Origin of the sequence: Paenibacillus antarcticus (assembly GCF_001637225.1) — a bacterium.
Classification (GTDB): domain Bacteria; phylum Bacillota; class Bacilli; order Paenibacillales; family Paenibacillaceae; genus Paenibacillus_AQ; species Paenibacillus_AQ antarcticus.
In genome coordinates, this window is the sequence record NZ_LVJI01000006.1 from 1 (window position 1) to 20,439 (window position 20,439).

15 protein-coding genes, 16 tRNA genes and 2 rRNA genes are annotated in these 20,439 nt (G+C 40.7%); 31 read left to right on the plus strand and 2 right to left on the minus strand.

Annotation, left to right across the window (positions count from 1 at the left end; all coding sequences use genetic code 11):
* The 26 genes from PBAT_RS04675 to cysK all read left to right on the plus strand — a co-directional run.
* Window positions 1–101: ribosomal RNA gene (locus tag PBAT_RS04675) — 23S ribosomal RNA — on the plus strand; the annotation flags it as partial.
* A 170-nt stretch (window positions 102–271) separates the two neighbouring features.
* Window positions 272–388: ribosomal RNA gene (gene rrf, locus PBAT_RS04680) — 5S ribosomal RNA — on the plus strand.
* A 57-nt stretch (window positions 389–445) separates the two neighbouring features.
* A tRNA-Ile gene (locus tag PBAT_RS04685) sits at window positions 446–522 on the plus strand.
* 23 nt (window positions 523–545) lie between these two features.
* Window positions 546–621 (plus strand) — tRNA-Ala (locus PBAT_RS04690).
* 3 nt (window positions 622–624) lie between these two features.
* A tRNA-Asn gene (locus tag PBAT_RS04695) sits at window positions 625–700 on the plus strand.
* A gap of 4 nt (window positions 701–704) precedes the next feature.
* Window positions 705–779, plus strand: a tRNA-Glu gene (locus tag PBAT_RS04700).
* Between the two features lie 15 nt (window positions 780–794).
* A tRNA-Val gene (locus PBAT_RS04705) sits at window positions 795–870 on the plus strand.
* 28 nt (window positions 871–898) lie between these two features.
* Window positions 899–975 (plus strand) — tRNA-Met (locus tag PBAT_RS04710).
* Window positions 976–979: 4 nt separating this feature from the next.
* Window positions 980–1,052, plus strand: a tRNA-Phe gene (locus PBAT_RS04715).
* 32 nt (window positions 1,053–1,084) lie between these two features.
* Window positions 1,085–1,160: transfer RNA gene (locus PBAT_RS04720), tRNA-Thr, on the plus strand.
* A gap of 34 nt (window positions 1,161–1,194) precedes the next feature.
* Window positions 1,195–1,268: transfer RNA gene (locus PBAT_RS04725), tRNA-Gln, on the plus strand.
* A gap of 7 nt (window positions 1,269–1,275) precedes the next feature.
* Window positions 1,276–1,351 (plus strand) — tRNA-Lys (locus tag PBAT_RS04730).
* A gap of 15 nt (window positions 1,352–1,366) precedes the next feature.
* A tRNA-Leu gene (locus PBAT_RS04735) sits at window positions 1,367–1,448 on the plus strand.
* Window positions 1,449–1,521: 73 nt separating this feature from the next.
* Entirely contained in the window at window positions 1,522–3,279 is a 1,758-nt protein-coding gene (locus PBAT_RS04740) for a cache domain-containing sensor histidine kinase (protein WP_068647071.1), read from the plus strand.
* 15 nt (window positions 3,280–3,294) lie between these two features.
* Window positions 3,295–4,863: a response regulator transcription factor gene (locus tag PBAT_RS04745; protein ID WP_068647073.1), complete on the plus strand. Its 1,569-nt coding sequence runs from the start codon at window positions 3,295–3,297 to the stop codon at window positions 4,861–4,863.
* Between the two features lie 86 nt (window positions 4,864–4,949).
* Window positions 4,950–6,467 carry a glycoside hydrolase family 31 protein gene (locus tag PBAT_RS04750; protein WP_068647075.1) on the plus strand — a complete coding sequence of 506 codons (1,518 nt, stop codon included), beginning with the start codon at window positions 4,950–4,952 and terminating at the stop codon, window positions 6,465–6,467.
* 211 nt (window positions 6,468–6,678) lie between these two features.
* Entirely contained in the window at window positions 6,679–7,977 is a 1,299-nt protein-coding gene (locus PBAT_RS04755) for an ABC transporter substrate-binding protein (RefSeq protein WP_068647077.1), read from the plus strand.
* A 101-nt stretch (window positions 7,978–8,078) separates the two neighbouring features.
* A complete protein-coding gene (locus PBAT_RS04760) occupies window positions 8,079–8,960 on the plus strand; it encodes a carbohydrate ABC transporter permease (RefSeq protein ID WP_068647079.1) in 882 nt (293 codons plus the stop codon).
* Window positions 8,957–9,790 (plus strand): carbohydrate ABC transporter permease, encoded by an 834-nt coding sequence (locus PBAT_RS04765; RefSeq protein WP_068647081.1) that lies wholly within the window; start codon window positions 8,957–8,959, stop codon window positions 9,788–9,790. Before PBAT_RS04760 ends, PBAT_RS04765 begins: the two co-directional genes overlap by 4 nt.
* A gap of 36 nt (window positions 9,791–9,826) precedes the next feature.
* Entirely contained in the window at window positions 9,827–11,872 is a 2,046-nt protein-coding gene (locus tag PBAT_RS04770) for a hypothetical protein (RefSeq protein ID WP_068647083.1), read from the plus strand.
* A gap of 171 nt (window positions 11,873–12,043) precedes the next feature.
* Window positions 12,044–12,118: transfer RNA gene (locus PBAT_RS04775), tRNA-Gly, on the plus strand.
* An 18-nt stretch (window positions 12,119–12,136) separates the two neighbouring features.
* Window positions 12,137–12,213: transfer RNA gene (locus PBAT_RS04780), tRNA-Arg, on the plus strand.
* Between the two features lie 23 nt (window positions 12,214–12,236).
* Window positions 12,237–12,315: transfer RNA gene (locus tag PBAT_RS04785), tRNA-Leu, on the plus strand.
* Window positions 12,316–12,320: 5 nt separating this feature from the next.
* Window positions 12,321–12,394 (plus strand) — tRNA-Pro (locus PBAT_RS04790).
* 18 nt (window positions 12,395–12,412) lie between these two features.
* Window positions 12,413–12,483 (plus strand) — tRNA-Gly (locus PBAT_RS04795).
* Window positions 12,484–12,704: 221 nt separating this feature from the next.
* Window positions 12,705–13,619 (plus strand): cysteine synthase A, encoded by a 915-nt coding sequence (gene cysK / locus PBAT_RS04800; protein ID WP_068647085.1) that lies wholly within the window; start codon window positions 12,705–12,707, stop codon window positions 13,617–13,619.
* 126 nt (window positions 13,620–13,745) lie between these two features.
* On the opposite strand, the gene PBAT_RS04805 is transcribed toward cysK, so the two are convergent.
* Window positions 13,746–13,997: a YolD-like family protein gene (locus PBAT_RS04805; protein ID WP_068595171.1), complete on the minus strand. Its 252-nt coding sequence runs from the start codon at window positions 13,995–13,997 to the stop codon at window positions 13,746–13,748.
* 201 nt (window positions 13,998–14,198) lie between these two features.
* Here PBAT_RS04805 and PBAT_RS04810 point away from each other — a divergent pair, with 201 nt between their 5' ends.
* The gene (locus PBAT_RS04810; protein WP_068647087.1) at window positions 14,199–16,073 is read left to right on the plus strand and encodes a hypothetical protein; all 1,875 of its coding nucleotides are present in this window, start codon (window positions 14,199–14,201) and stop codon (window positions 16,071–16,073) included.
* Window positions 16,074–16,187: 114 nt separating this feature from the next.
* Here PBAT_RS04810 and PBAT_RS04815 read toward each other — a convergent pair whose 3' ends face one another.
* Entirely contained in the window at window positions 16,188–17,036 is an 849-nt protein-coding gene (locus PBAT_RS04815; protein ID WP_246168341.1) for a lipoate--protein ligase family protein, read from the minus strand.
* A gap of 176 nt (window positions 17,037–17,212) precedes the next feature.
* Between PBAT_RS04815 and PBAT_RS04820 the strand changes: the two genes are divergently transcribed.
* The 4 genes from PBAT_RS04820 (at window position 17,213) to PBAT_RS04835 (ending at window position 20,381) form a co-directional block, all read left to right on the plus strand.
* Window positions 17,213–17,836, plus strand: a complete 624-nt coding sequence (locus PBAT_RS04820) for a TVP38/TMEM64 family protein (protein WP_068647089.1) — start codon at window positions 17,213–17,215, stop codon at window positions 17,834–17,836.
* A gap of 79 nt (window positions 17,837–17,915) precedes the next feature.
* The gene (locus PBAT_RS04825; protein ID WP_068647091.1) at window positions 17,916–18,284 is read left to right on the plus strand and encodes a DUF948 domain-containing protein; all 369 of its coding nucleotides are present in this window, start codon (window positions 17,916–17,918) and stop codon (window positions 18,282–18,284) included.
* 130 nt (window positions 18,285–18,414) lie between these two features.
* Complete coding sequence (locus PBAT_RS04830; RefSeq protein ID WP_068647093.1) at window positions 18,415–19,413, plus strand: glycosyltransferase; 999 nt, start codon at window positions 18,415–18,417, stop codon at window positions 19,411–19,413.
* 20 nt (window positions 19,414–19,433) lie between these two features.
* Window positions 19,434–20,381 (plus strand): 1,4-dihydroxy-2-naphthoate polyprenyltransferase, encoded by a 948-nt coding sequence (locus PBAT_RS04835; protein ID WP_068647095.1) that lies wholly within the window; start codon window positions 19,434–19,436, stop codon window positions 20,379–20,381.
* Window positions 20,382–20,439 lie beyond the last annotated feature (58 nt).

A 20,439-nucleotide genomic window follows, 5' to 3' on the forward strand; every position in this document is an offset into this window, starting at 1 on the left:
ATTAGGAAGACCCCTTGAAGACGACGAGGTAGATAGGTTGGAGGTGGAAGTGCAGCAATGCATGGAGCTGACCAATACTAATCGGTCGAGGGCTTATCCTAATATTTTGGAATTTAGGTTCCAGAAGCAAATGCAAGTTTTGAACTGCAAATTCATTCGTATCTAGTTTTCAAGGATTAAACCTTGTACTGATTTTATGTTGCAAACCCTTTATAGGGATGGATATTTTGTTGTGGTATTAACAAAGTAGACAAGCAGCACAAAGATCCTGTTTGGTGGCGATAGCGGAGGGGTTCCACACGTACCCATCCCGAACACGACCGTTAAGCCCTCCAGCGCCGATGGTACTTGGACCGCAGGGTCCTGGGAGAGTAGGACGTCGCCAAGCAGAATACCACTAATCATGTGGTTTTTTTTTGCCTAGATTATATAGGTGTACAGATTAGGGCCCTTAGCTCAGTTGGTTAGAGCGTTCCTCTGATAAGGGAGAGGTCGGTGGTTCGAGTCCACCAGGGCCCACCATGTATTTTTTTATATCCCAATATGGGGCCTTAGCTCAGCTGGGAGAGCGCCTGCCTTGCACGCAGGAGGTCAGCGGTTCGATCCCGCTAGGCTCCACCATATTCCCTGATAGCTCAGTTGGTAGAGCACTCGACTGTTAATCGAGTTGTCACAGGTTCGAGCCCTGTTCGGGGAGCCATTAAGGCCCGTTGGTCAAGCGGTTAAGACACCTCCCTTTCACGGAGGTAACAGGGGTTCGATTCCCCTACGGGTCACCATTATAATCTAGATTCGGAGGCTTAGCTCAGCTGGGAGAGCATCTGCCTTACAAGCAGAGGGTCGGGGGTTCGATCCCCTCAGCCTCCACCATTTATCAATCTAATATGCTTATCAATGACGCGGGGTGGAGCAGCCCGGTAGCTCGTCGGGCTCATAACCCGAAGGCCGCAGGTTCAAATCCTGCCCCCGCAACCAATATGGCTCGATAGCTCAGTCGGTAGAGCAGAGGACTGAAAATCCTCGTGTCGGCGGTTCGAATCCGTCTCGAGCCACCTTGAAAAGTTCGTGAAAGTTATATGGATGCGCCGTTGTAGCTCAACTGGTAGAGCAACTGACTTGTAATCAGTAGGTTGGGGGTTCAAGTCCTCTCGACGGCACCATATTTTTTAAAATCAAGCGAATGAGAAACCGTTTTGGGGATTAGCCAAGCGGTAAGGCAACGGACTCTGACTCCGTCACCATAGGTTCAAATCCTATATCCCCAGCCATTTATATGAGTCATTAGCTCAGTCGGTAGAGCACCTGACTTTTAATCAGGGTGTCGAAGGTTCGAATCCTTCATGACTCACCATTTCTTTATCAGTGTGCGCGTGTGGCGGAATTGGCAGACGCACTAGACTTAGGATCTAGCGTTTCACGACGTGGGGGTTCAAGTCCCTCCACGCGCATCATAACAAAAAACCCTTGTAATAGGGTTTTTTGTTTTTTGAATATAGTTGGTTTTTCAGAAGGGAACGTAAAATGAAAATCTCTTTACGTAAACAAATAATTTTGAGCTTTTCCACCGTGTTTATTCTTCTTATTGTTATTTTTGGAGGTCTCATTTTAAATTACAATATTTCAAACTATCAAAAGCAAAGTTATGACTATGTACAAAAGATTGTGAAAGCTAATATATCATTAAGTGACAATTACCTAGAGCAGCTTATCAATGTATCAAAAATTGTTGCAAATGATTCGGATATTCTGAAAGCGGTAACATACCGAAATAGTGTAGAGGAAGTGGATTACTCGGTTGAGCTCTTTAATCAAAGAAATGTGGCCGCAAAGATTAAACAACTGGATGTATTAAACGATATCACGAATGCTCTGATTATTGGCAATGATGACGAATATTTATATTATTATGGAACTTCCCCTGTTAGGGGATATAATTTTGGGACGCAGGAATGGTTTACTAATGCTAATCTAATGGGTAATAAATATTTCCGGTTCACGAATTTCCATCCTACAGATTATCTACTCAATGATAAGAATAAACAGACGGTATCGGTTATCGTTCCGATTCTAAATTCCAACCAATACAGTATTTCTAAGCCAGCATATTTAATGTGTGATTTTAATCTTGACCCGATTATGGTGGACAGCAGTGGAAAAGGGAACTCGCAGATTGCTATTTTTGATGGCATAAACCCGGTCTACTTTTCAAATAAAAGCTGGCTTTCCGATAGTCAAAAGTTAGAGATCTCTCATAGTTTAACTAAGGACCAGAAGTCTTTTATTATTTCCAAGACGAAGGATAATCCAGTATCCTATTTGGTAGTTAATGAAACTTCGAAGGTTTCTGGCTGGTCCATTCTTGGTATTATGCCGCTTACGGAAATTGAGCAGATGCGCAGTACCAATACAACCTTTGTTATCGTTATGATTGTAATCGCTTGCATTTTAGTTGTTTTCTTGTCTGGGTGGATATCCCGATCAATTTTGGTTCCTATGAACGGTTTGATTAAGAAGTTTAATGAGATCGCGGCGGGACGAAGAGACGTATCTTTTAAGGAAACTAGAAGTATAGAGATCAACTCTATCGCAATCACTGCTGATAATATGTTGAATAATATTAATCGTTTAACAGACGAAATTATTGAGGAACAAAAAAGACTCGCTACTGCTCAATTTAAAGTACTACAGCACCAAATCAATCCGCATTTTCTTAACAATGTACTGCAATCTATTAAGGCCATGGCTATATGCGGGGATGTCGAGTCTGTATCAAGAGCCGTAACCTTGCTCGGTAAAATTCTTTCCTACTCTGTTTATAATCCTTATGAGCAGGTGGGACTAAAGGAAGAGCTGAGCTACACAGAGAGCTATATTTTGCTTCAAAATATCCGGTTTAACAATCTAATTACATACACAATAGATTGCGACGATAATCTTCAATATTTCTCCGTCCCTAAATTGATGATTCAACCTCTGGTCGAGAATGCGATAGAACATGGCTTTCAGACTCACCAAGAAGGACATATCACCATTGTTGTTGAGGATGCGGGACATGAAATATATATAGCAGTTACGAATAATGGACTAATTGTGGATACTGCTGAAATGAACCGTATTAACCAAATGTTGCACAGTCAGGATACCTATAAACAAAATCAAAGTATTGGTTTATTGAATTTGAATCAAAGGCTAAAAAGCTGTTTTGGTTCTGAAGCAGGACTCCAGATTTTTTCAAGAGAAGGTATGAATACAAGTATTATCATCACGATTCCCAAATGAGAAAGGGGGATAAATATGTTATCCGTATTGATTGTGGATGATGAGATTTTATCTATCCGAATGATGGAGAGCATTTTAGATTGGAGTAGTATGGGTATTCATATTGTAGGGACTGCACAAAATGGAGCGGAGGCTCTAAGTCAGTTCTATAAATTAAATCCTGATATCATTATTACGGATATTAAGATGCCAAGTTTAGATGGCTTAGATTTTATAAAAAAGGCAAGAGAGTCTAGTCCAGAAACGGAGTTTATATTAATCAGTGCATATGCGGATTTCAATTATGTCAAAAAGGCGATTGAACTCGGTTGCTCTAATTATATTCTTAAACCCGTCGATGAGTTTGAGCTCGAAAATACGTTAAAAAAAATAACAGCGAAGATCAGTAATAAAAAAGCAGAAGAGAAAAATGCAACGAAGAATTGGCATCAGCATGAAAAACAGGTTGTATTCCGCTATATGAACACAGGAACGATCCCACTTGCTGCTTCTAAAAGTGCTTCTAATCTTGGGATTAATTTTACTTCCTACGCCTTATTTGATTTTATTCTGAGTGACCGTTCTATAAATGAATATATTGAAAACAATCTTCAGTTGGATGCTCAAATGGCATATATTATGGAGCGTATGACTAACGTTATGAGTAGTTATGGACGCTATGTCCTTTTTGATTATGAGGATTATAAGTGGACGGCTATACTTTATGATTGTGAAGCGCAGCAGCTTCCTTTATGTGCAGAGCAGATGGTTACTTTCTTCTCGGAAGAGATTCGTATGGACATTAATGTTTGTTTCAGTCATATGGGTACACAGATGAGTGAACTACCTCAGTTATATCACCGCCTGCGTCATTTAAGTCGGTTCAGTTTCTTTATTGGGGATGAACCTATTTTAGGATATGGATACAACTGTGTGGAAACCCAGTTTGAGCAAATCGATCTGATGCCGTTTAGTAAATCGATAACAACCGCATTGCAACATAACGATATTCAGCAGGCAGCACAGACCTTGGACGAGGTATTGTTATTATCAGGTAAAGCAGACCCATCTTCACTACATCTTTTTATAGACTTTTGTTATAATGCCTTCTGTATCATTCGGGAGAAGCTGAGCTCAGAAAACAAGCTGATCGTGGAACTCCAATACATACTCAATATGAGCTATAAAGATATATCCCAGATTTCAACCATCGAAGAACTGAGTTTATTTATGAATCGCTTGTTACTTTTGCTCTCGGGAGAAGGTAAGCTTACTAAACCGAAGTATAGCAGTTTGGTAGAGGCAGGGATTCAATATCTACAAGATAATTATGACCGCAATATATCATTGGAAGAAGTATGTGCACATCTTGCTGTAAGCAAAAACTATTTCAGCTACTTATTTAAACGAGAGACGCAGCACAATCTGTGGGCTTATCTGACCGATATCCGTTTGAATAAATCTAAAGAACTACTCACGACGACGGATATGAAAAGTTATGAGATCGCTTATACGGTGGGGTATGACAACCCGAGTTATTTCTCTAAATTATTCAAGAAAACGACAGGCCAGACGCCCAATGAATTCAGGGGAGCAACTAAGTAATATATTGCTATAAAAACAGAAAACAGTTCATTGTATCAAGGCTTATTCTCCTGTAATCTGATGTCAGAATGGAGGTAAGCCTTTTTATGATTATTCAAATGCTTGAGAATGAGTACTGGTATGGTGGTTGTGTAAGTGAGGGGAAAAATATGCCGATAGGGTCGGATGTGTGCGTTCAGTTTAATATGGAGCAGAATCCAACACCTAATCAGGCGATGCCGTTATTTGTTTCTTCAAAGGGACGTTATTTATGGAGAGATAGCGGATTTGTGATTCAATTTAATATGGGTACAATCAGCTGCCCAGATGATATTACACTAATAAGTGGCTTAGACACACTTCGAGGTGCTTATCTGGGTGCGATGAGACGACATTTTCCATTTGAGCAGATTAACCTTGCACAAACACTATGGGACAAGCCTATATTCAACAGCTGGATTGAACTCACCTTTAACCAAAATGAGAAAGATTTAATGCAATATGCCGAGAACATTGTGCAAAATGGGTTTGAGCCGGGTGCATTTATGATTGATGATGGCTGGAGTGAGTACTACGGAGATTGGAGCTTTCATTCAGGTAAGTTTCCACATCCGCAGCAATTTATAAATCAACTTAATGAGATGGGTTTTTCCGTTATGGTATGGGTCTGTCCGTTTATTACGCCGGATTCTGTAGCTTATCGGGAAGCGCGCAAGCTTGATATATTGATAAAAAATGCCGATGGCAAGCCCTATATTTGTGAATGGTGGAATGGTTGCTCTGCTGTATTAGACTTCTCCAATCCTGGGGCTGTGGCATGGTTAGATCAACAACTGAAGCGACTGCAGAATCTAGGAGTGAAGGGATTCAAATTTGATGCAGGCGATAGTATTTACTATCAAGCAGACAATATCACTTTTGGAAATGTAACGCCGGATGAGCAATCACGTCTTTGGGCGCAATATGGATCAAAGTATGATTTGAATGAATACCGTGTGACATTTCGGGCAGGAGGAAGTTCTTTATTCCAACGTCTATGTGATAAAGAGCATTCGTGGGGTGACAATGGGATAGCAGCATTGATCCCTGATAGCCTAGCGCAAGGCATTACGGGTCATCCTTTCAGCTGTCCGGATATGGTCGGAGGCGGCGAATATTTGAATTTTCAAGAATTGGAAGACGGAGGTCTGGACGAAGAATTGTTCTGTCGCCACAGTGAAATTGCCTGCTTGATGCCAGCCATTCAGTTCTCAGCCGCACCGTGGAGAGTTTTGTCCTCGGACAATCTTCAGAAGATCAAGCAGCATCTGAGTGTGCGTAACCAGTTCGACGTTCAACGGAAATGTGCCCATAATAAGGCTGTTCAGAGTGGGGAGCCAATCATCCGTTACATGGAGTACCAATTCCCAGGACAAGGCATGGAATCCGTCACGGATCAGTTTATGTTAGGGGATACCGTACTAGTGGCACCTATTTATGAAAAAGGAGAAATATGCCGTCATGTGGAGGTTCCTAAAGGTACCTGGTCCTTCGAAGGTCGTACACTGGTGAGTGAAGGTGAGTCTATGGTTTTAACGCCAAGTGATGCCCGTCCAGTTATTTTAGAATTGCTAAATAGCAATTAAAACGTAATAAAGTGTTAGAACTTTGAGGATTAATCGTAATATAATGCAATCGCTTTCAATTGTTAAAATGATAGCTATATCAGAAGACCAATATACAATAATTTACTGATATAAAAGCGGAATACAGTTCCTTCTGCTAGGTACCAGACAGTTGATAAGATAGAGAAAGAAAAGAGCTTTTCAGAGTTATATCTAAAGGGGGAAATAAGAAATGAAAAAGAAATGGATTTCTTTAATGATGTGCACAGCAATTATACCATCTATGTTAGTAGGGTGTGGTAACAGTGCGTCCTCTGATACTAGTACAAACAACGCTACTACAGAAGGTTCAAAGGCATCTGACAAAAAAGTAGAGATCCGTGTTATGGCTTACAACGCAGAAACTACGCGTGCAACCTACTTGAAACTACTGGAAGAGAAGCTTCCTAACATCAAAGTCATCTTTGAGTTTGTCGCGCTCGATAATTTCAATAATGTATTAAATTCACAGCTTCAAGCAGGTCAAGGGCCAGATATTATTGAGGTGGGAGGCGAGACTAGACTGCTTGCTAACGCAGGATACCTGATGGATCTTACAGGTGAAGAATTTCCATCAAAATATGCAGATGCAGGTCTTGCACCATATTCAGTAAATGGAAAAGTGTTCGCTACACCACTACAAAGCTGGTATGAAGGTATTTTCTATAACAAAGCGATCTTCCGCGACAACGGCATTCAAGTTCCAAAAACATTTGATCAGTTTATTCAAATCCAAAAGGATCTTCTTGCCAAAGGTACGAAACCGCAAACGATGGGCGCACAGTCTTGGGAACCTATGATGAAGCAAAGTATAGGTTTAGTTAATAATGATTTTTACTCCAAAGCTGAGAACAAAGGTTTTGATGAGAAGTTTAATACGGGAGAGGTTAAGCTCGCTGATGCTTGGCTGCCTGCTGTAGAGAAATGGTCTAGTCTCATAACAGAAGGTATTCTGACTAAAGATATGCTTGGATTAAGCTATGATCAGGCTCTTGATGAGTTCGCTACGGGTAAAGCTGCGATGTGGGAAAGTGGTCCATGGGCAGTGAATACCATTATGGAGAAGAATCCTAACATGGAACTGGGAATGTTCCCTATACCTGGATCTACAGAAGGTCCTGGTTGGTTAATCGGTGGTCCAGGTTCGGCATTGGCTATCAATGCTAAGACAAGCCATAAAGCCGAAGCGTTAGAAATTCTAGCGTTGACTGCAACGCCTGAAGCACAGCAAGCATTGATTAAAGACAATGCAGGAAGTTCATTCCTCAAGGGTGTAGAGATTGATTTAGGTGAGATTTATAAAGATAGTGAAGAAGCCTTCAAAGCAGGTAATGTATATGCTCCTTGGACAGCGGCTTGGATTTCTGGGAACCCAGTTGTTGAAGGTTACGGTAAATCACTACAAGAAGTGCTTGCAGGAATTAAGACACCTAAGCAGGCTTTAGAAGAGGCTGACAAAGTGAATGATACGATGCGTGAATCATTGAAATAAGCTGGATGAAAGAGTAGAGACAAATAAAAACCAACAGGTGAACGAAGGCTTCTTGGTTTTTATTTTGTTCTCCGCTCGTTAAAAAGGAGGTCCGAACCACAGTGAACGCTAAGAAAAGAGACCGGGTTTTTCTTTTTATGATACTTCCTGCCTTTATAGGTTTTGTATTATTGTTTATTTTGCCAACTATAATGAGTTTTGCTTATAGTGTGACGAACTGGTCTGTGTACAAACCCAATTATAAATTTATTGGTCTTGATAATTATGTGCAATTATTTACGGATACGAAAAATATCGCAGCGATCAAGCATTCTGTTACTTATGCCTTGGTGATTACGCTCGTACAGAATAGCTTAGCTATTTGTTTTGCAGTACTGCTTACCCGCAAGAGTATTATGGCTAATATGGTGAAATCCATATTCTTCTTACCCGCAGTTCTGAGTGTCTTAGTCGTGGGTTTTCTGTTTCAGTATATTATGACTTCGGCCGATTATGGGCTTCTGAACTCGATCATCCGTTTCTTTGGAGGTAGTCCAGTCAATTGGCTTGGTAATGAGAAGATTGCTCTGTACTCGGTATTGTCTACTCAAGTGTGGCAGTGGACAGGATGGAGCATGGTCATTTATATCGCCAATTTAAAGAGTATTGATAGCTCGCTTTATGAAGCTGCTGAAATCGATGGAGCTAGTAAATCACAGAGCTTCCGTCATATCTCTCTGCCGCTACTATATCCTGCTGCTTCCTTCAATATCCTAATGAGCTTGATTGGTGGATTGAAAGTATTCGACGCCGTGTTTGCTATGACTAAGGGTGGACCCGGTTATGCTTCGGAGACGATCATGACTACGTTAATTCGAGAAGGGTTCAATAGTGGACGAACGGCTTATGCTTCTGCTTTTGCTGTTGTATTTTTTGTCATTGTATTTGTCATAAGTAAGATTATTACGTTCTTATTGAACAAATGGGAGGAGAAAATATCATGATAACCTCCAAGAGACTCCGTAGCATAGCAATTAACCTCCTATATGCAATCGTTGGAGCGATGATGCTATTGCCCATTTATTATCTGATTGTGACGACATTTAAGACACAGACAGAGGCGACAATAAGCCCTTTGGGGCTACCGAAGCATTTGACTTTTGATAATTATATTAACGCCTTCAATGCAATGAATTACCCTAGAGCACTTTTGAACAACGTGTTGATCACGGGGAGTGCTGTTATCGTGCTAATTCTTATTTCTTCTATGGCAGCCTATGTTATCGCTAGAAGTAAGAAGAAAATTTATAAGTGGATGTTCTCAATATTCATGGTGGGACTCATTATTCCATTTCAAATTGCCATTATTCCGTTGTATAAGATTATCTCAAGCATGCATCTAATGAACACGTTACCAGGGGTTATTCTTATTAACGTATTCTGCATTAATTTGCCTTTGTCTATTTTCTTATTCAGAGGATTCATCAATACAGTGCCGATTGAACTGGAAGAAGCAGCTGCCATTGATGGATACGGGACCTTCCGTACCTTTTGGAGTATCATCTTTCCGCTACTGAAACCTATTGTTTCAACGGTAGCAATTCTTGATGCATTAGCTGTGTGGAATGATTTCCTCACGCCGCTATTGTTCTTGCAAGATCCTAATAAGGCCGTTTTACTTCAGGAAGTTTATAAAAACGTAGGTCCATTCTCTACGAACTGGACAGCATTCTTCCCTATGCTCGTATTAGCGACCTTACCACTGGTTATTTTTTATCTGATTATGCAAAAGAGTATTATTGATGGTGTTGTAGCAGGTGCTGTAAAAGGGTGATTTACAATTTAATTTGAAATTTAGGGAGGAAGTTCAATGTTGCTAAGAACTGTTAAAGGTAGTCTCAGAATTTCGTTACTCGTGTTGCTAGTATCCGCCGTGGCACCAGTCGTTCTCGCCCAAGCAGCTGCTTTCTCACAGCAAATTGAAGCGGAGAGTGGGGTAAAGACGGGAACTGTAAGAGAAGAGTATGTTATCGGAAATTCAGGTAAAACCGTCAGCTTTATAGATCAAGGTGAAGCGAACAGTCTAACTATTCGTGTCACCCCTACACAAGGCAATACATTCGATATGAATATCCGCTATCGATCAGGTGAGCAAAGGAATCTGATGTACTCCGTTAACAATCAAGCTCCGCAGAAGATATCTGACATGAATAGCGGAAGTTGGACTAGTTATGACAATGAGACCCTCCCGGTTAAATTGATTCCAGGTCAGGAGAACACCATTAAATTCTATGCACCTGCTGGAGAGAATGGGCCAGGATTAGATTATGTTATTTTTCAGGAAACGAATTTATCTCCAATAGATAAACCTGGCTATCGTATGATTTTCCAAGAAGAATTCGGTGGTAATCAGCTGAATCAAGGGAAATGGGTAAATAAATATTTGTCTTCATGGACAAAGACACCGCAATCTGCACAGCCGACTTATGTTATGGAAAACGGACTTATGAAGCTACAAATTAAGAAAGATACTCAACCATGGGCTCCTGAGTTTGACGGTCAAACCGTTGTCTCTGGATTCACGACAGGTAACCGTAATGCGCTTCATAACTGGAATGGCAATAATACCGTTAGAAATCCAGTGGAAACAGAACTCACTCATATTAATCAATATGGCTATTATGAGATTCGTGCGATGGGACAGCCGGGTTCATCACGTCATGTGGCTTGGTGGTTGCTAGGATTCGAGGATGTTCCGAAAGAATCCGCTGAAATCGATATCTTTGAGATTCTGGGAAATAACGCTCATAAGGTTCCAGTTGCTTTTCACCGTTGGAATGATCCAACTGGACCTGAAGGCGGTGGCTTTACGTATACCAATAACAATGTGGATTACCATAAGGAGTTTCACACGTACGGGTTTAATTGGGTAGAAGGCGGCGGGAGTGGTTCGACGCCCGATAAAATGGAGTTCTTTGTAGACGGTGTGAAGACCGGAGAAAAAAATGTGAAGATTGATTATCCTATGATTCAACTCTTCTCGCTCTATGAGAAGAGAGGCGGTGGATGGACAGGACCATGGGAGAGTAAACCCTATCCAAACACGTTCCGTCTTGATTATGTGAGGGTTTATAAGAAAATTCCAACCGGAAACGTATCGATTCCTGAAGCCCAACTGGCAATCACAAATGTTGCCAATGCAAGCCTTGCGATCGATTCCAACCTAACTCTTAAAACATATGTTTCTGGCGTTGTGGGTCAAGAAGGGCAGATCTTTACTGAACGTAATTTGCCAGGAACGAAATCTTATACAAACGTGACATATAACGATGGTGTAGTCACCCAAGAATTTGTTAAATGGGAGCCAATCTCAGCACTGGACCTAGAGAAGCTTCAACGTGGAGAAACGGTTATAAAAAATGGCGATTTGCCGAATATATCCGTTAATTATCCAGGCCTCATCCGTCCAACACTAACGATTACGCCTACATTTACGCCTTGGGCTACCAATCTCAATCCGAATAATTTGAATCTGTTATTTGACCAAGATAGTGTAAGTGATAGTTCTTCATGGACAACAATCATGAATCCACTTCCTGCAGGAGCTTATATTTCCTATAATTTCGTTCAACCAAGAAATGTTTCTTCGATTTCTTTTGCAGCGAACTATGGAACTGGACAGGGATTCCGAACATTTACAGTGTCTACATGGGATAATACGACTCAGAGCTGGAATGAGCAGGCGAGCGAGTATACGATTCCTTGGACGAGTGCAGGAGACCGAGCAGCAGGTGAAACGGTCACGGTAAACATGAATCAAACGTTATCGACTTCTAAGATCAAGATTAATATTAAGTCAGCGAATACGAAATGGGACAATAAAGTTGTGATGCGTGAAATTACTTTTAATCAATAAGTAAAGCTAGGCTATCATTCATGAGATGATAGCCTGTCTTTTTGTAGTATTAACGTGTTTAACTAAATGTCGAATCAGCATAAAAAACTATTGCACTAGTATATTTAATTATGATATAATATTTTTTGTCGCCGCTGAAAGTGATATGTTTAGTGGTCACATTGAAAAGATGCGGACGTGGCTCAGCGGTAGAGCATCGCCTTGCCAAGGCGAGGGTCGCGGGTTCGATTCCCGTCGTCCGCTCCATTTTTTATTCTTGTATTTGCGCCCTTAGCTCAGCTGGATAGAGCGTTTGACTACGAATCAAAAGGCCAGGAGTTCGAATCTCTTAGGGCGCACCATTAATATTAAGTATTATGAATTTGCCGGTGTGGCGGAATGGCAGACGCGCACGACTCAAAATCGTGTGGGAAACCGTGGGGGTTCGAGTCCCTTCACCGGTATACATCGGGACGTAGCTCAGCTTGGTAGAGCACCTGGTTTGGGTCCAGGGGGTCGCATGTTCAAATCGTGTCGTCCCGATTCTTTTCTTTTATTAATGCGGGTGTAGTTCAATGGTAGAACTTCAGCCTTCCAAGCTGATAGCGTGGGTTCGATTCCCATCACCCGCTTAAACAGTGTAGTATTTTAAACCTTTGCAGAGCAAAGGTTTTTTGTTTGCTCAAAATTCGACATAGGCAAATATTTTTTATTTTAGTGCTGATTATAAGTGTAATATGTATTGTGCTAAGCTCCTAATGAATTTGTTCCCTCTTTATGGTATCCTAAGAGAAATTTAGTCGACACTATAAATTGAAAGTGCAGGCATGCACAGGCGAAGGAGAGATACACCATGAGTATCGTACACGATGTTACAGAACTTATAGGTCAGACACCGATGGTAAGGTTGAATCGAACGGTTCCTGATGGAGCTGCAGAAGTATATGTGAAGTTGGAGATGTTCAATCCTTCAGGAAGTGTTAAAGATAGAGCAGCATATAATCTAATTGATGCCGCTGAGAAGGATGGGTTACTTTCTCCAGGGGGTACAATTATTGAACCGACTAGTGGCAATACAGGTATAGGATTAGCTATGATAGCAGCGGCTAAAGGATATAAAGCAATTCTTATCCTGCCTGATAACATGTCCAAAGAACGAATCAATATTCTAAAAGCCTACGGTGCAGAGGTTGTTCTCACGCCAAGTAGTGAAAGAATGCCTGGTGCTATTGCAAAGGCGCTAGAGCTCAGAGAACAGATTCCAGGAAGCTTTATTCCACAACAGTTCGAGAACCCAGCCAATCCTAACATACATCGCACCACAACAGCACCAGAGATATTGAAACAAATGGATTACCGCTTGGATGCATTTGTAGCAACAGCAGGCACTGGAGGTACGATTACCGGTACGGGGGAGACATTACGCACACATTTACCCAACATACATATTGCAGTGGTTGAACCGTTGGGTTCTCCCGTACTGTCAGGTGGTCAACCGGGTCCACATAAATTAGTCGGGACGAGTCCCGGTTTCGTTCCAAGGATTCTGAATACAAGTGTGTATGATGAAATTATTCAGATTTCTGATGAAGAAGCGATTGGGATGATGAAAGACCTAGCACGATTGGAAGGTATTCTTGTAGGACCGTCTTCCGGAGCCTCTGTATATGCAGCAGTAGAAATAGCAAAAAAATTAGGCGCGGGTAAAAGAGTTGTCTGTATAGCTCCAGATACGGGTGAACGTTACTTGAGTATGGAATTATTTTAATAAAAGAGAAAGATAAAATAAACCGTTGAAGACAATTGTGACTCATGTCTTCAACGGTTTATTTGTGCCATAGTGGAATACTCGTACAGATCTATATTGCGCTTGAGTGGTGTATTATCCATGTGACTAATCTCTAGGATAATTTACTCTCATAATATCTAGAAAGGGTACTTTGATTACTTCATGTTCATTCGCAATATGAACTAATCGTGTACGTGAGTCCATGATGGTGATCCGTCCGCGTACAAGTTCTTCCCGTGCCCAAACCGTGAGTTCAATTTCACTGTCTTCATTTTTTGCTTCGACCAATTGGTTCCCTAATTCTTCTAATTCAAATTCGTCCCGTGTAGGTCTTTTTGGAACTCTTGCCTTAGCCATATACAACCCTCCCCTTGCACAACAAAACACTCTCTTAAGTATACCGTCATTTCGAACCCAAGTCATTGGCAATAGGAACAAGTCTCATGATTCGACAAAATCATATTTATAATATACAGAATGTGACAGATGATGGTACTCTTGAAGAAAGATGTATTCTAGTTCCATATTATATAATTTGTAGTTGAAAGGAAGATCCACGTGAAGAAATACATATTAGGAATTGTAGTGAGTATCTTATCCGTATTGATGTTATGTGGAATGGTACAGGCTGAGTCTGTGACACCGGAGCAATATTTAAAAACAATTGATATGACGATTGACTTATCGAAAGATGATACCCAGTTTATTCCAAGATTATTTATAGGGACAACCGATTTCACGACAGGAATTGAAACAAAGGAAGTTGAAAGTTTCGAAGAACTTGCTATTCCGAGGAGTGTCTCATGGCGTCTGGGATCACAATTAATATTGCAGACTCCGCAGGGACTCAAAGCGTACCTTCGATTTGATGCTTCGTTCACCTTGTTATACGAATATGATTTTACAACGCACTCCCTGCGAGAGCTCAGACGGTTACGTACGGGTGCTAGTGAGTATGATGACACGCTAAGGCTCTATTCTTATCAACGTGCTTATGGGATTAAAGAGAAAGAGAATAATAAAACGGTGTATTCTATGTATTCTTTGGATGACGGTAGACTGTTGGGGAAATCATATAATGCTCCAAGGTTCTCATATTGGAAAGTAGATTACTATAATAATCAATTTCTGAATCCCAATCTCTTATTCTGGAATAAGGTGGATCAACCATTTAGCGAAATATACTATTCTGAAGGATTTGGTCCTCAAAAAAAATCAGTACAATTACCATTACATACGGAATGGGTGATTCGCGTAGGAAAGAAAACCTTCACCCAGAAGATTGCGGACAGACGAGATGTGATCACAGTAACCGAGAATGGAAAAACAACCGCATTATTAGATAAACCAGGTGTGCATGGCATGGGATTATTCTCGCCAAATGCGAAGTACTTCATATTCTCGGAGGAGTACACGAAGAGCTCCACAAAAGATAAGACGATTATACGGGTATACGATATTAAACAAGGGAAGATTGTAAAGTCTATTCAGACGATGTATGCAGCAGACATTAATGATTTAGTGTGGTTTGGGGATGACGTGATTGTTATTGAGCATTGGTTCTCATCGCCAGGTAACTACAAGATGGTGTATTATCACCTACCAACAGGCATTTCTAGTATCGCTCAACATGAACGCAGCTTACATAAATTTAAAGCAGGAAGCTACTATTACCACGTCGATGAAGCTAAATTGTTGAGTTACGCAAATCCGATTCGAGTAACCATTGATGGTATTCAGTTGAAGTATACGGGGCAAGGTGCCTTTCGGTCAGGTAGCGATAAGCTTATCTATGTACCTTTGCTTGATTTTGTTGCTTCCGCAGGTGGAACCATTGTGGAGGGAAATGGAAATTATTCCGTAACGATTAAAGGAAAGACAGCAGTGTTTAACACCAAAGATGACAAGCAATATATTCGATTTGGTAACACATTGTTTATCCCTGCCAAGAAACTATCGGATACATTTAGTTATTTCCTAAGTTCAAATGATTTGGATACTGGGCATCAAAATGACAGAATTTCACTTGAATCGATTGATTCGAAATCGCTACTTAACGGAGTGACCAAAGCGAAGTTAACTTGGGGTATGGAGTTAGAACAATTACTAGCGTTGTTTCCTAAGAGTGAAAAGATGGGAGATGGAGGATATACCTTTGTAAGGGGATATGAAGCGTATTTCACGAATAACCGGCTTAATCGAGTCGTAATCACAGAGCAGTACTATCTGACGGAGAAGGGAATTCAAATTGGGAATAGTCCCAATCTAGTGAAAAAGCGATATTCGGAAACAGATGCGGTAGCGCTTGGAAGTGAACAGCAGCATCAACAGTATGATTATGGAGATGAATCGATCGAGTTCGATTTTCATACAGTGGACTATTTTGGACGTCCATTGGTGAGGTTGAAGGAAATTATATTGTCGCACCGTTAGACAAACTAGATGTAAGTGAAAGACTCCCGGGGAAGAAGGTGATAATCCCGGGATTTCTTTTGTTAGAATAAAGATATTCTTATCATTCGTATCTGTAGCATTCACAAGGTTGCGTTACTCGTGAGAGGGAGAGTCATAACGCTCTCGAAGCGTTGATACCATCTTCATGACTTCTTCTTGTTGGGGTATATTTAATGAGTTCGCTCTTGTAGATATGTTATGTAGCATCTGTCGATCTGAAATCACATGTTTCACAGCCTCAACGAATGTTGCGGTTGGGTCGACGCCCATATCTATGAGTTCAGCAAGGCTTGCTGTACTATCATCTGTTACGAGTGGATATTGAGAAGCGTCTGCATGCACGGCTGCACGCTCGTAGAAACCTTTTACAAGATGAGCTCTTTCTTGACCGGAACCATTAACAATGACGAATGCTTGTACAATATATGCGTGTGCTTGTCGTCGCTGCGCAATGCCGCAGAACTTACGTCCGTGGATACTTAAATCGTAATCGCCGGGGCAATAAGCACCTATAATTTCACCCTTATCCACACGAGAGCTTGAATGTAATAGCGCTTGCTGAATCAAGCTATACATCTTCTCGAAATCTCGATGGAAGTGTGTATCTGCTAGTCCATGTTTAGGCATAATTAAAGAGATATTAACGACACCGAGGTCAAGTGGTACTGCAGCCCCACCTGAATTCCTTATCGCCACTTGATATCCCTGAGATGTGATCCATTCGCGCCCTTTGTCAGCATATGGGAGACGACTATCTCGAAGGCCCATAATAAAAGACTGAGGATGACGCCATAGATGACAGAGCGCAGGTCCTCCTTTACCCACTTGTTTGCAAAGAAGTTCGTCCATAGCAAAAGGGTAAAGCGGATCATTATCCGATAGATCATTCATTCGATCTAGGATTAACATATGTTCAAACTCTGAATTGTCGATATCGTGCACAATAATGGTCCCCTTTGTAGGATATAATAAATTTAGGTTCATTCGAATTTTCTTTTATTCTATCATGTTCGTAACGTGTATATTTCAAATGATAAAGCATAATTGAAAATAGATAGTTATGGTATGATATGGCTTATATAGTTTTTATATTTGGAGAGATAAAGTAGGTGGATAGAATGACGGGCGTATTGGATATCATGTCGATGCTGACTGAGGAAAATATGAGAGACATGTTGGAGAGGTACCGTGAATTCGGTCCTTTACCAGGTATTCTTTTAACATTTATGAAATCATTCATTCCTCCGTTACCCACTCTTGTTATCGTTGGAGTTAATGCGGCTGTGTATGGAATGTGGCTTGGATTCTTATATTCGTGGATAGGGATGATTAGTGGCTGTTTGGTGACTTTTCTCATCGTACGCAAAGTGTCCTCGTATCCTTATTTCACAAAATGGGCTCTGAAGCCAAAAGTCGCTAAGAGTATGATATGGGTGCAGCGGAATGCATTCAGCTACGTGTTTATATTAAGCTTGTTTCCGGTGGGGCCGTTTGTTGTAGTAAATATAGCAGCAGCGGTAGCACGTATGAGGCTGATTTCGTTTCTAATAGCGGTTATTGTTGGTAAAGGCATCATGGTATTCTATGTGTCTTACATCGGGCATGATTTGAGAAGTTTTGTAGAACATCCCATTCAATTGGTATATGTTCTTGCATTTATCGCGGCTTCATTGTTCATCATGAAGAAAGCAGAAGCGTATTTCACAAGAACTCCGGTGGAATTGAATAATAAAAGTGAATGAGCGCCCATCTTAAATCCTCACCTTTCGAATAATCCGTAAATCTTGTACATAGGATGGGATTAAGAGGAGGGGGTAGTACATGGTCATTCAGATTAGTGTAGCCATTATAGCGATTGCTTTTGTAACGGCTGCTTTTTATTTAATTCGTCTTTTACACAAGGGAACGGAGTCACTAGGGGAAACGAATCGAACCTTGGCAGAGGTAAGGAATGCTGTTCACGGTTTAACAAGTGAGTCGAAACAACTGATTCATACAGCTAATCAAATTACGACGGATGTAAAAGGGAAGATGAAGATCGTAGATCCTTTACTGGAATCCGCACATGATGTTGGAGAGGTACTACATACTGTTACTAATTCGCTGAAAAATGCAACGGCGGTTCTAGGTAGCGCGGTTCCATCTCAAGAGGCTCCTGCTAGAAATAAGGTAAATATAAAAGTGAAATAGAAAGAATAGCTTTCGCTAAGGCGATGGCTATTTTTTTGCGCTATAAACCCTGGTTACTAATCTTACTTGTCTTCTGATATATTGGGTATAAGATAAGTACCTGAAATTCAGGAGACAGGATGGCATATTTATGAAAAAAGTCGGATTAGTCATGAGGAAAATTCAATTTGCGGAGTCTCAAGGACCCCGTGTGTTTGCAGATCGTTTGAAACAAGTAGGTGAGGAACTAGGTGTAGATATTGTATTTATATCTCCTGAACGCCATGTGAGTGGGCATGATTGGATTCCAGGGTATGAACATGAGAAGGGCGATCTGGTTAATTATGATATTGTACTAGATCAGATTCATTCACAGAACATTGATCATGTCATTTACACGGTTTCTGGATTCACTTATTTGAAGATGTTCATAAAGAATAGTGTGCTCTTCCCTCACAGTTTTCCTGATCCAGCACTGACTGGGTACGAGATGATGAAGCCTTTTTATCAAATGGTGGACAAGGCAGTGGTACAGACAGAATTTCTTAAGCGGGAACTAGATCGGAACTTTGGCGTTGAGGATGTGACAGTGATCCCTATTGGATTCAGTGAGGAATTAGCCGAAAGGCATTTTGACCCTACACAAATTGTTGATAATCGTGTGCTGTGGATTGGACGTGACGAGGAGAATCGTCGCCCAGATCTTGTGCTTGAATATGCGAGACAGAATCCAGATAAGGAAGTATTCATGGTCTTTGGTGGGATAAGGTACAAAGAAAGTATGAAGAAATATGATATTCCACTCAATGTGACCTTGAAATTCGCTTTAACCCAAGATGAGATATTTCAGCTTATGAATTCTTCGAAGGTATATTGGAGCTGTTCGAAATTCGATACCTTTGCTATGCCACTAACGGAAGCTTTGGCTATGGGAAAAATCATAATCAAACCTGAACATCCGTGTTACGATCATATTAGTTCAAAACATGCTTTCTCGGGAAACGAGAAGAATTGGTTTGAATTAATAAATATGGCGGTATCTTCACCAAACAAATACTCTTTAGACAATCGTCAGTACGGATTCGAGAAGTTCTCTAGTCGTGTGATGAAAGAAGGGTACCGTCAATTCTTTGATACGTGGCTCAAGTAATTGCATAAAGGATGATAGTGATGACATGGAAGTCTTTCCTGAATCTAGTCGAGATCAGGACCAAGCTTGCAAGTATGATTCCCTTTTTTCTAGGGAGCGTGTATGTAGTATTCCGATTTGAGGAATTTCAATTAGCTAATTTCATATTAATGTTCGTATCGTTACTCACGTTCGATATGTTCACAACAGCGATGAATAATTACTATGATTTCAAAAAGGCTAGAAAAAAAGAAGGATACGGTTATCAGGAGCATAACGCTATCGTGAAGTTCGGATTGAAAGAGTCGACAGTGGTGACCCTAATCATTACGTTATTTGTAACAGCGGTGGGTACGGGGATGTGGCTCGTATTTAATACAGGATTGGTTGTTTTCCTAGTGGGAGGACTATCTTTTTGCGTAGGGATATTATATTCTTTTGGTCCGATTCCTATTTCTAGAATGCCGCTAGGTGAGTTGTTCTCTGGATTGTTTATGGGATTCGTCATTATTTTTGTTGCGACATACATTCATGTAACAGATCAACTGGTTTCACTATCATTAGACCTACACAACCTCAACTTACATATCGATATGTTAGAAGTATTATTGATTTTCCTCATTTCGATACCCGCCATTCTTTGCATTGCTAATATAATGTTGGCAAACAACATATGTGATATGGATGAGGATGTAGAGAACAAACGGTACACACTTCCAGTGTATATCGGTAAGCCGAATGCGCTCAACCTGTTCAGATTTATCTATTATGCTTCTTATCTAGATTTGATTGTATTGTTGTTCTTGAAGGTGAATCCAATGATCGTGGTCCTTGTTCTTCTTACCTTAATTCCTCTTAAGAGAAATATTAGTGCATTTATGAAAAAACAAACGAAGCAACACACCTTCGGGTTAGCTGTACAGAATTTCCTTATAACGAATATGGCTCGTATCGTAGTCTTTAGCGTAGCGATTGTGATGGCGTTGTAGTAGAATTTTCGTTGAAAAAGGGATATGCATAAGTGATGCATATCCCTTTTTGTGTGCA

Bases quoted from the DNA above. Each gene is read 5' to 3' on its own strand.
- PBAT_RS04740 (WP_068647071.1), top strand. From the start codon at position 1,522: ATGAAAATCTCTTTACGTAAACAAATAATTTTGAGCTTTTCCACCGTG.
- PBAT_RS04745 (WP_068647073.1), top strand. From the start codon at position 3,295: ATGTTATCCGTATTGATTGTGGATGATGAGATTTTATCTATCCGAATG.
- PBAT_RS04750 (WP_068647075.1), top strand. From the start codon at position 4,950: ATGATTATTCAAATGCTTGAGAATGAGTACTGGTATGGTGGTTGTGTA.
- PBAT_RS04755 (WP_068647077.1), top strand. From the start codon at position 6,679: ATGAAAAAGAAATGGATTTCTTTAATGATGTGCACAGCAATTATACCA.
- PBAT_RS04765 (WP_068647081.1), top strand. From the start codon at position 8,957: ATGATAACCTCCAAGAGACTCCGTAGCATAGCAATTAACCTCCTATAT.
- PBAT_RS04770 (WP_068647083.1), top strand. From the start codon at position 9,827: ATGTTGCTAAGAACTGTTAAAGGTAGTCTCAGAATTTCGTTACTCGTG.
- cysK (WP_068647085.1), top strand. From the start codon at position 12,705: ATGAGTATCGTACACGATGTTACAGAACTTATAGGTCAGACACCGATG.
- PBAT_RS04805 (WP_068595171.1), bottom strand. From the start codon at position 13,997: ATGGCTAAGGCAAGAGTTCCAAAAAGACCTACACGGGACGAATTTGAA.
- PBAT_RS04820 (WP_068647089.1), top strand. From the start codon at position 17,213: ATGACGGGCGTATTGGATATCATGTCGATGCTGACTGAGGAAAATATG.
- PBAT_RS04825 (WP_068647091.1), top strand. From the start codon at position 17,916: ATGGTCATTCAGATTAGTGTAGCCATTATAGCGATTGCTTTTGTAACG.
- PBAT_RS04830 (WP_068647093.1), top strand. From the start codon at position 18,415: ATGAAAAAAGTCGGATTAGTCATGAGGAAAATTCAATTTGCGGAGTCT.
- PBAT_RS04835 (WP_068647095.1), top strand. From the start codon at position 19,434: ATGACATGGAAGTCTTTCCTGAATCTAGTCGAGATCAGGACCAAGCTT.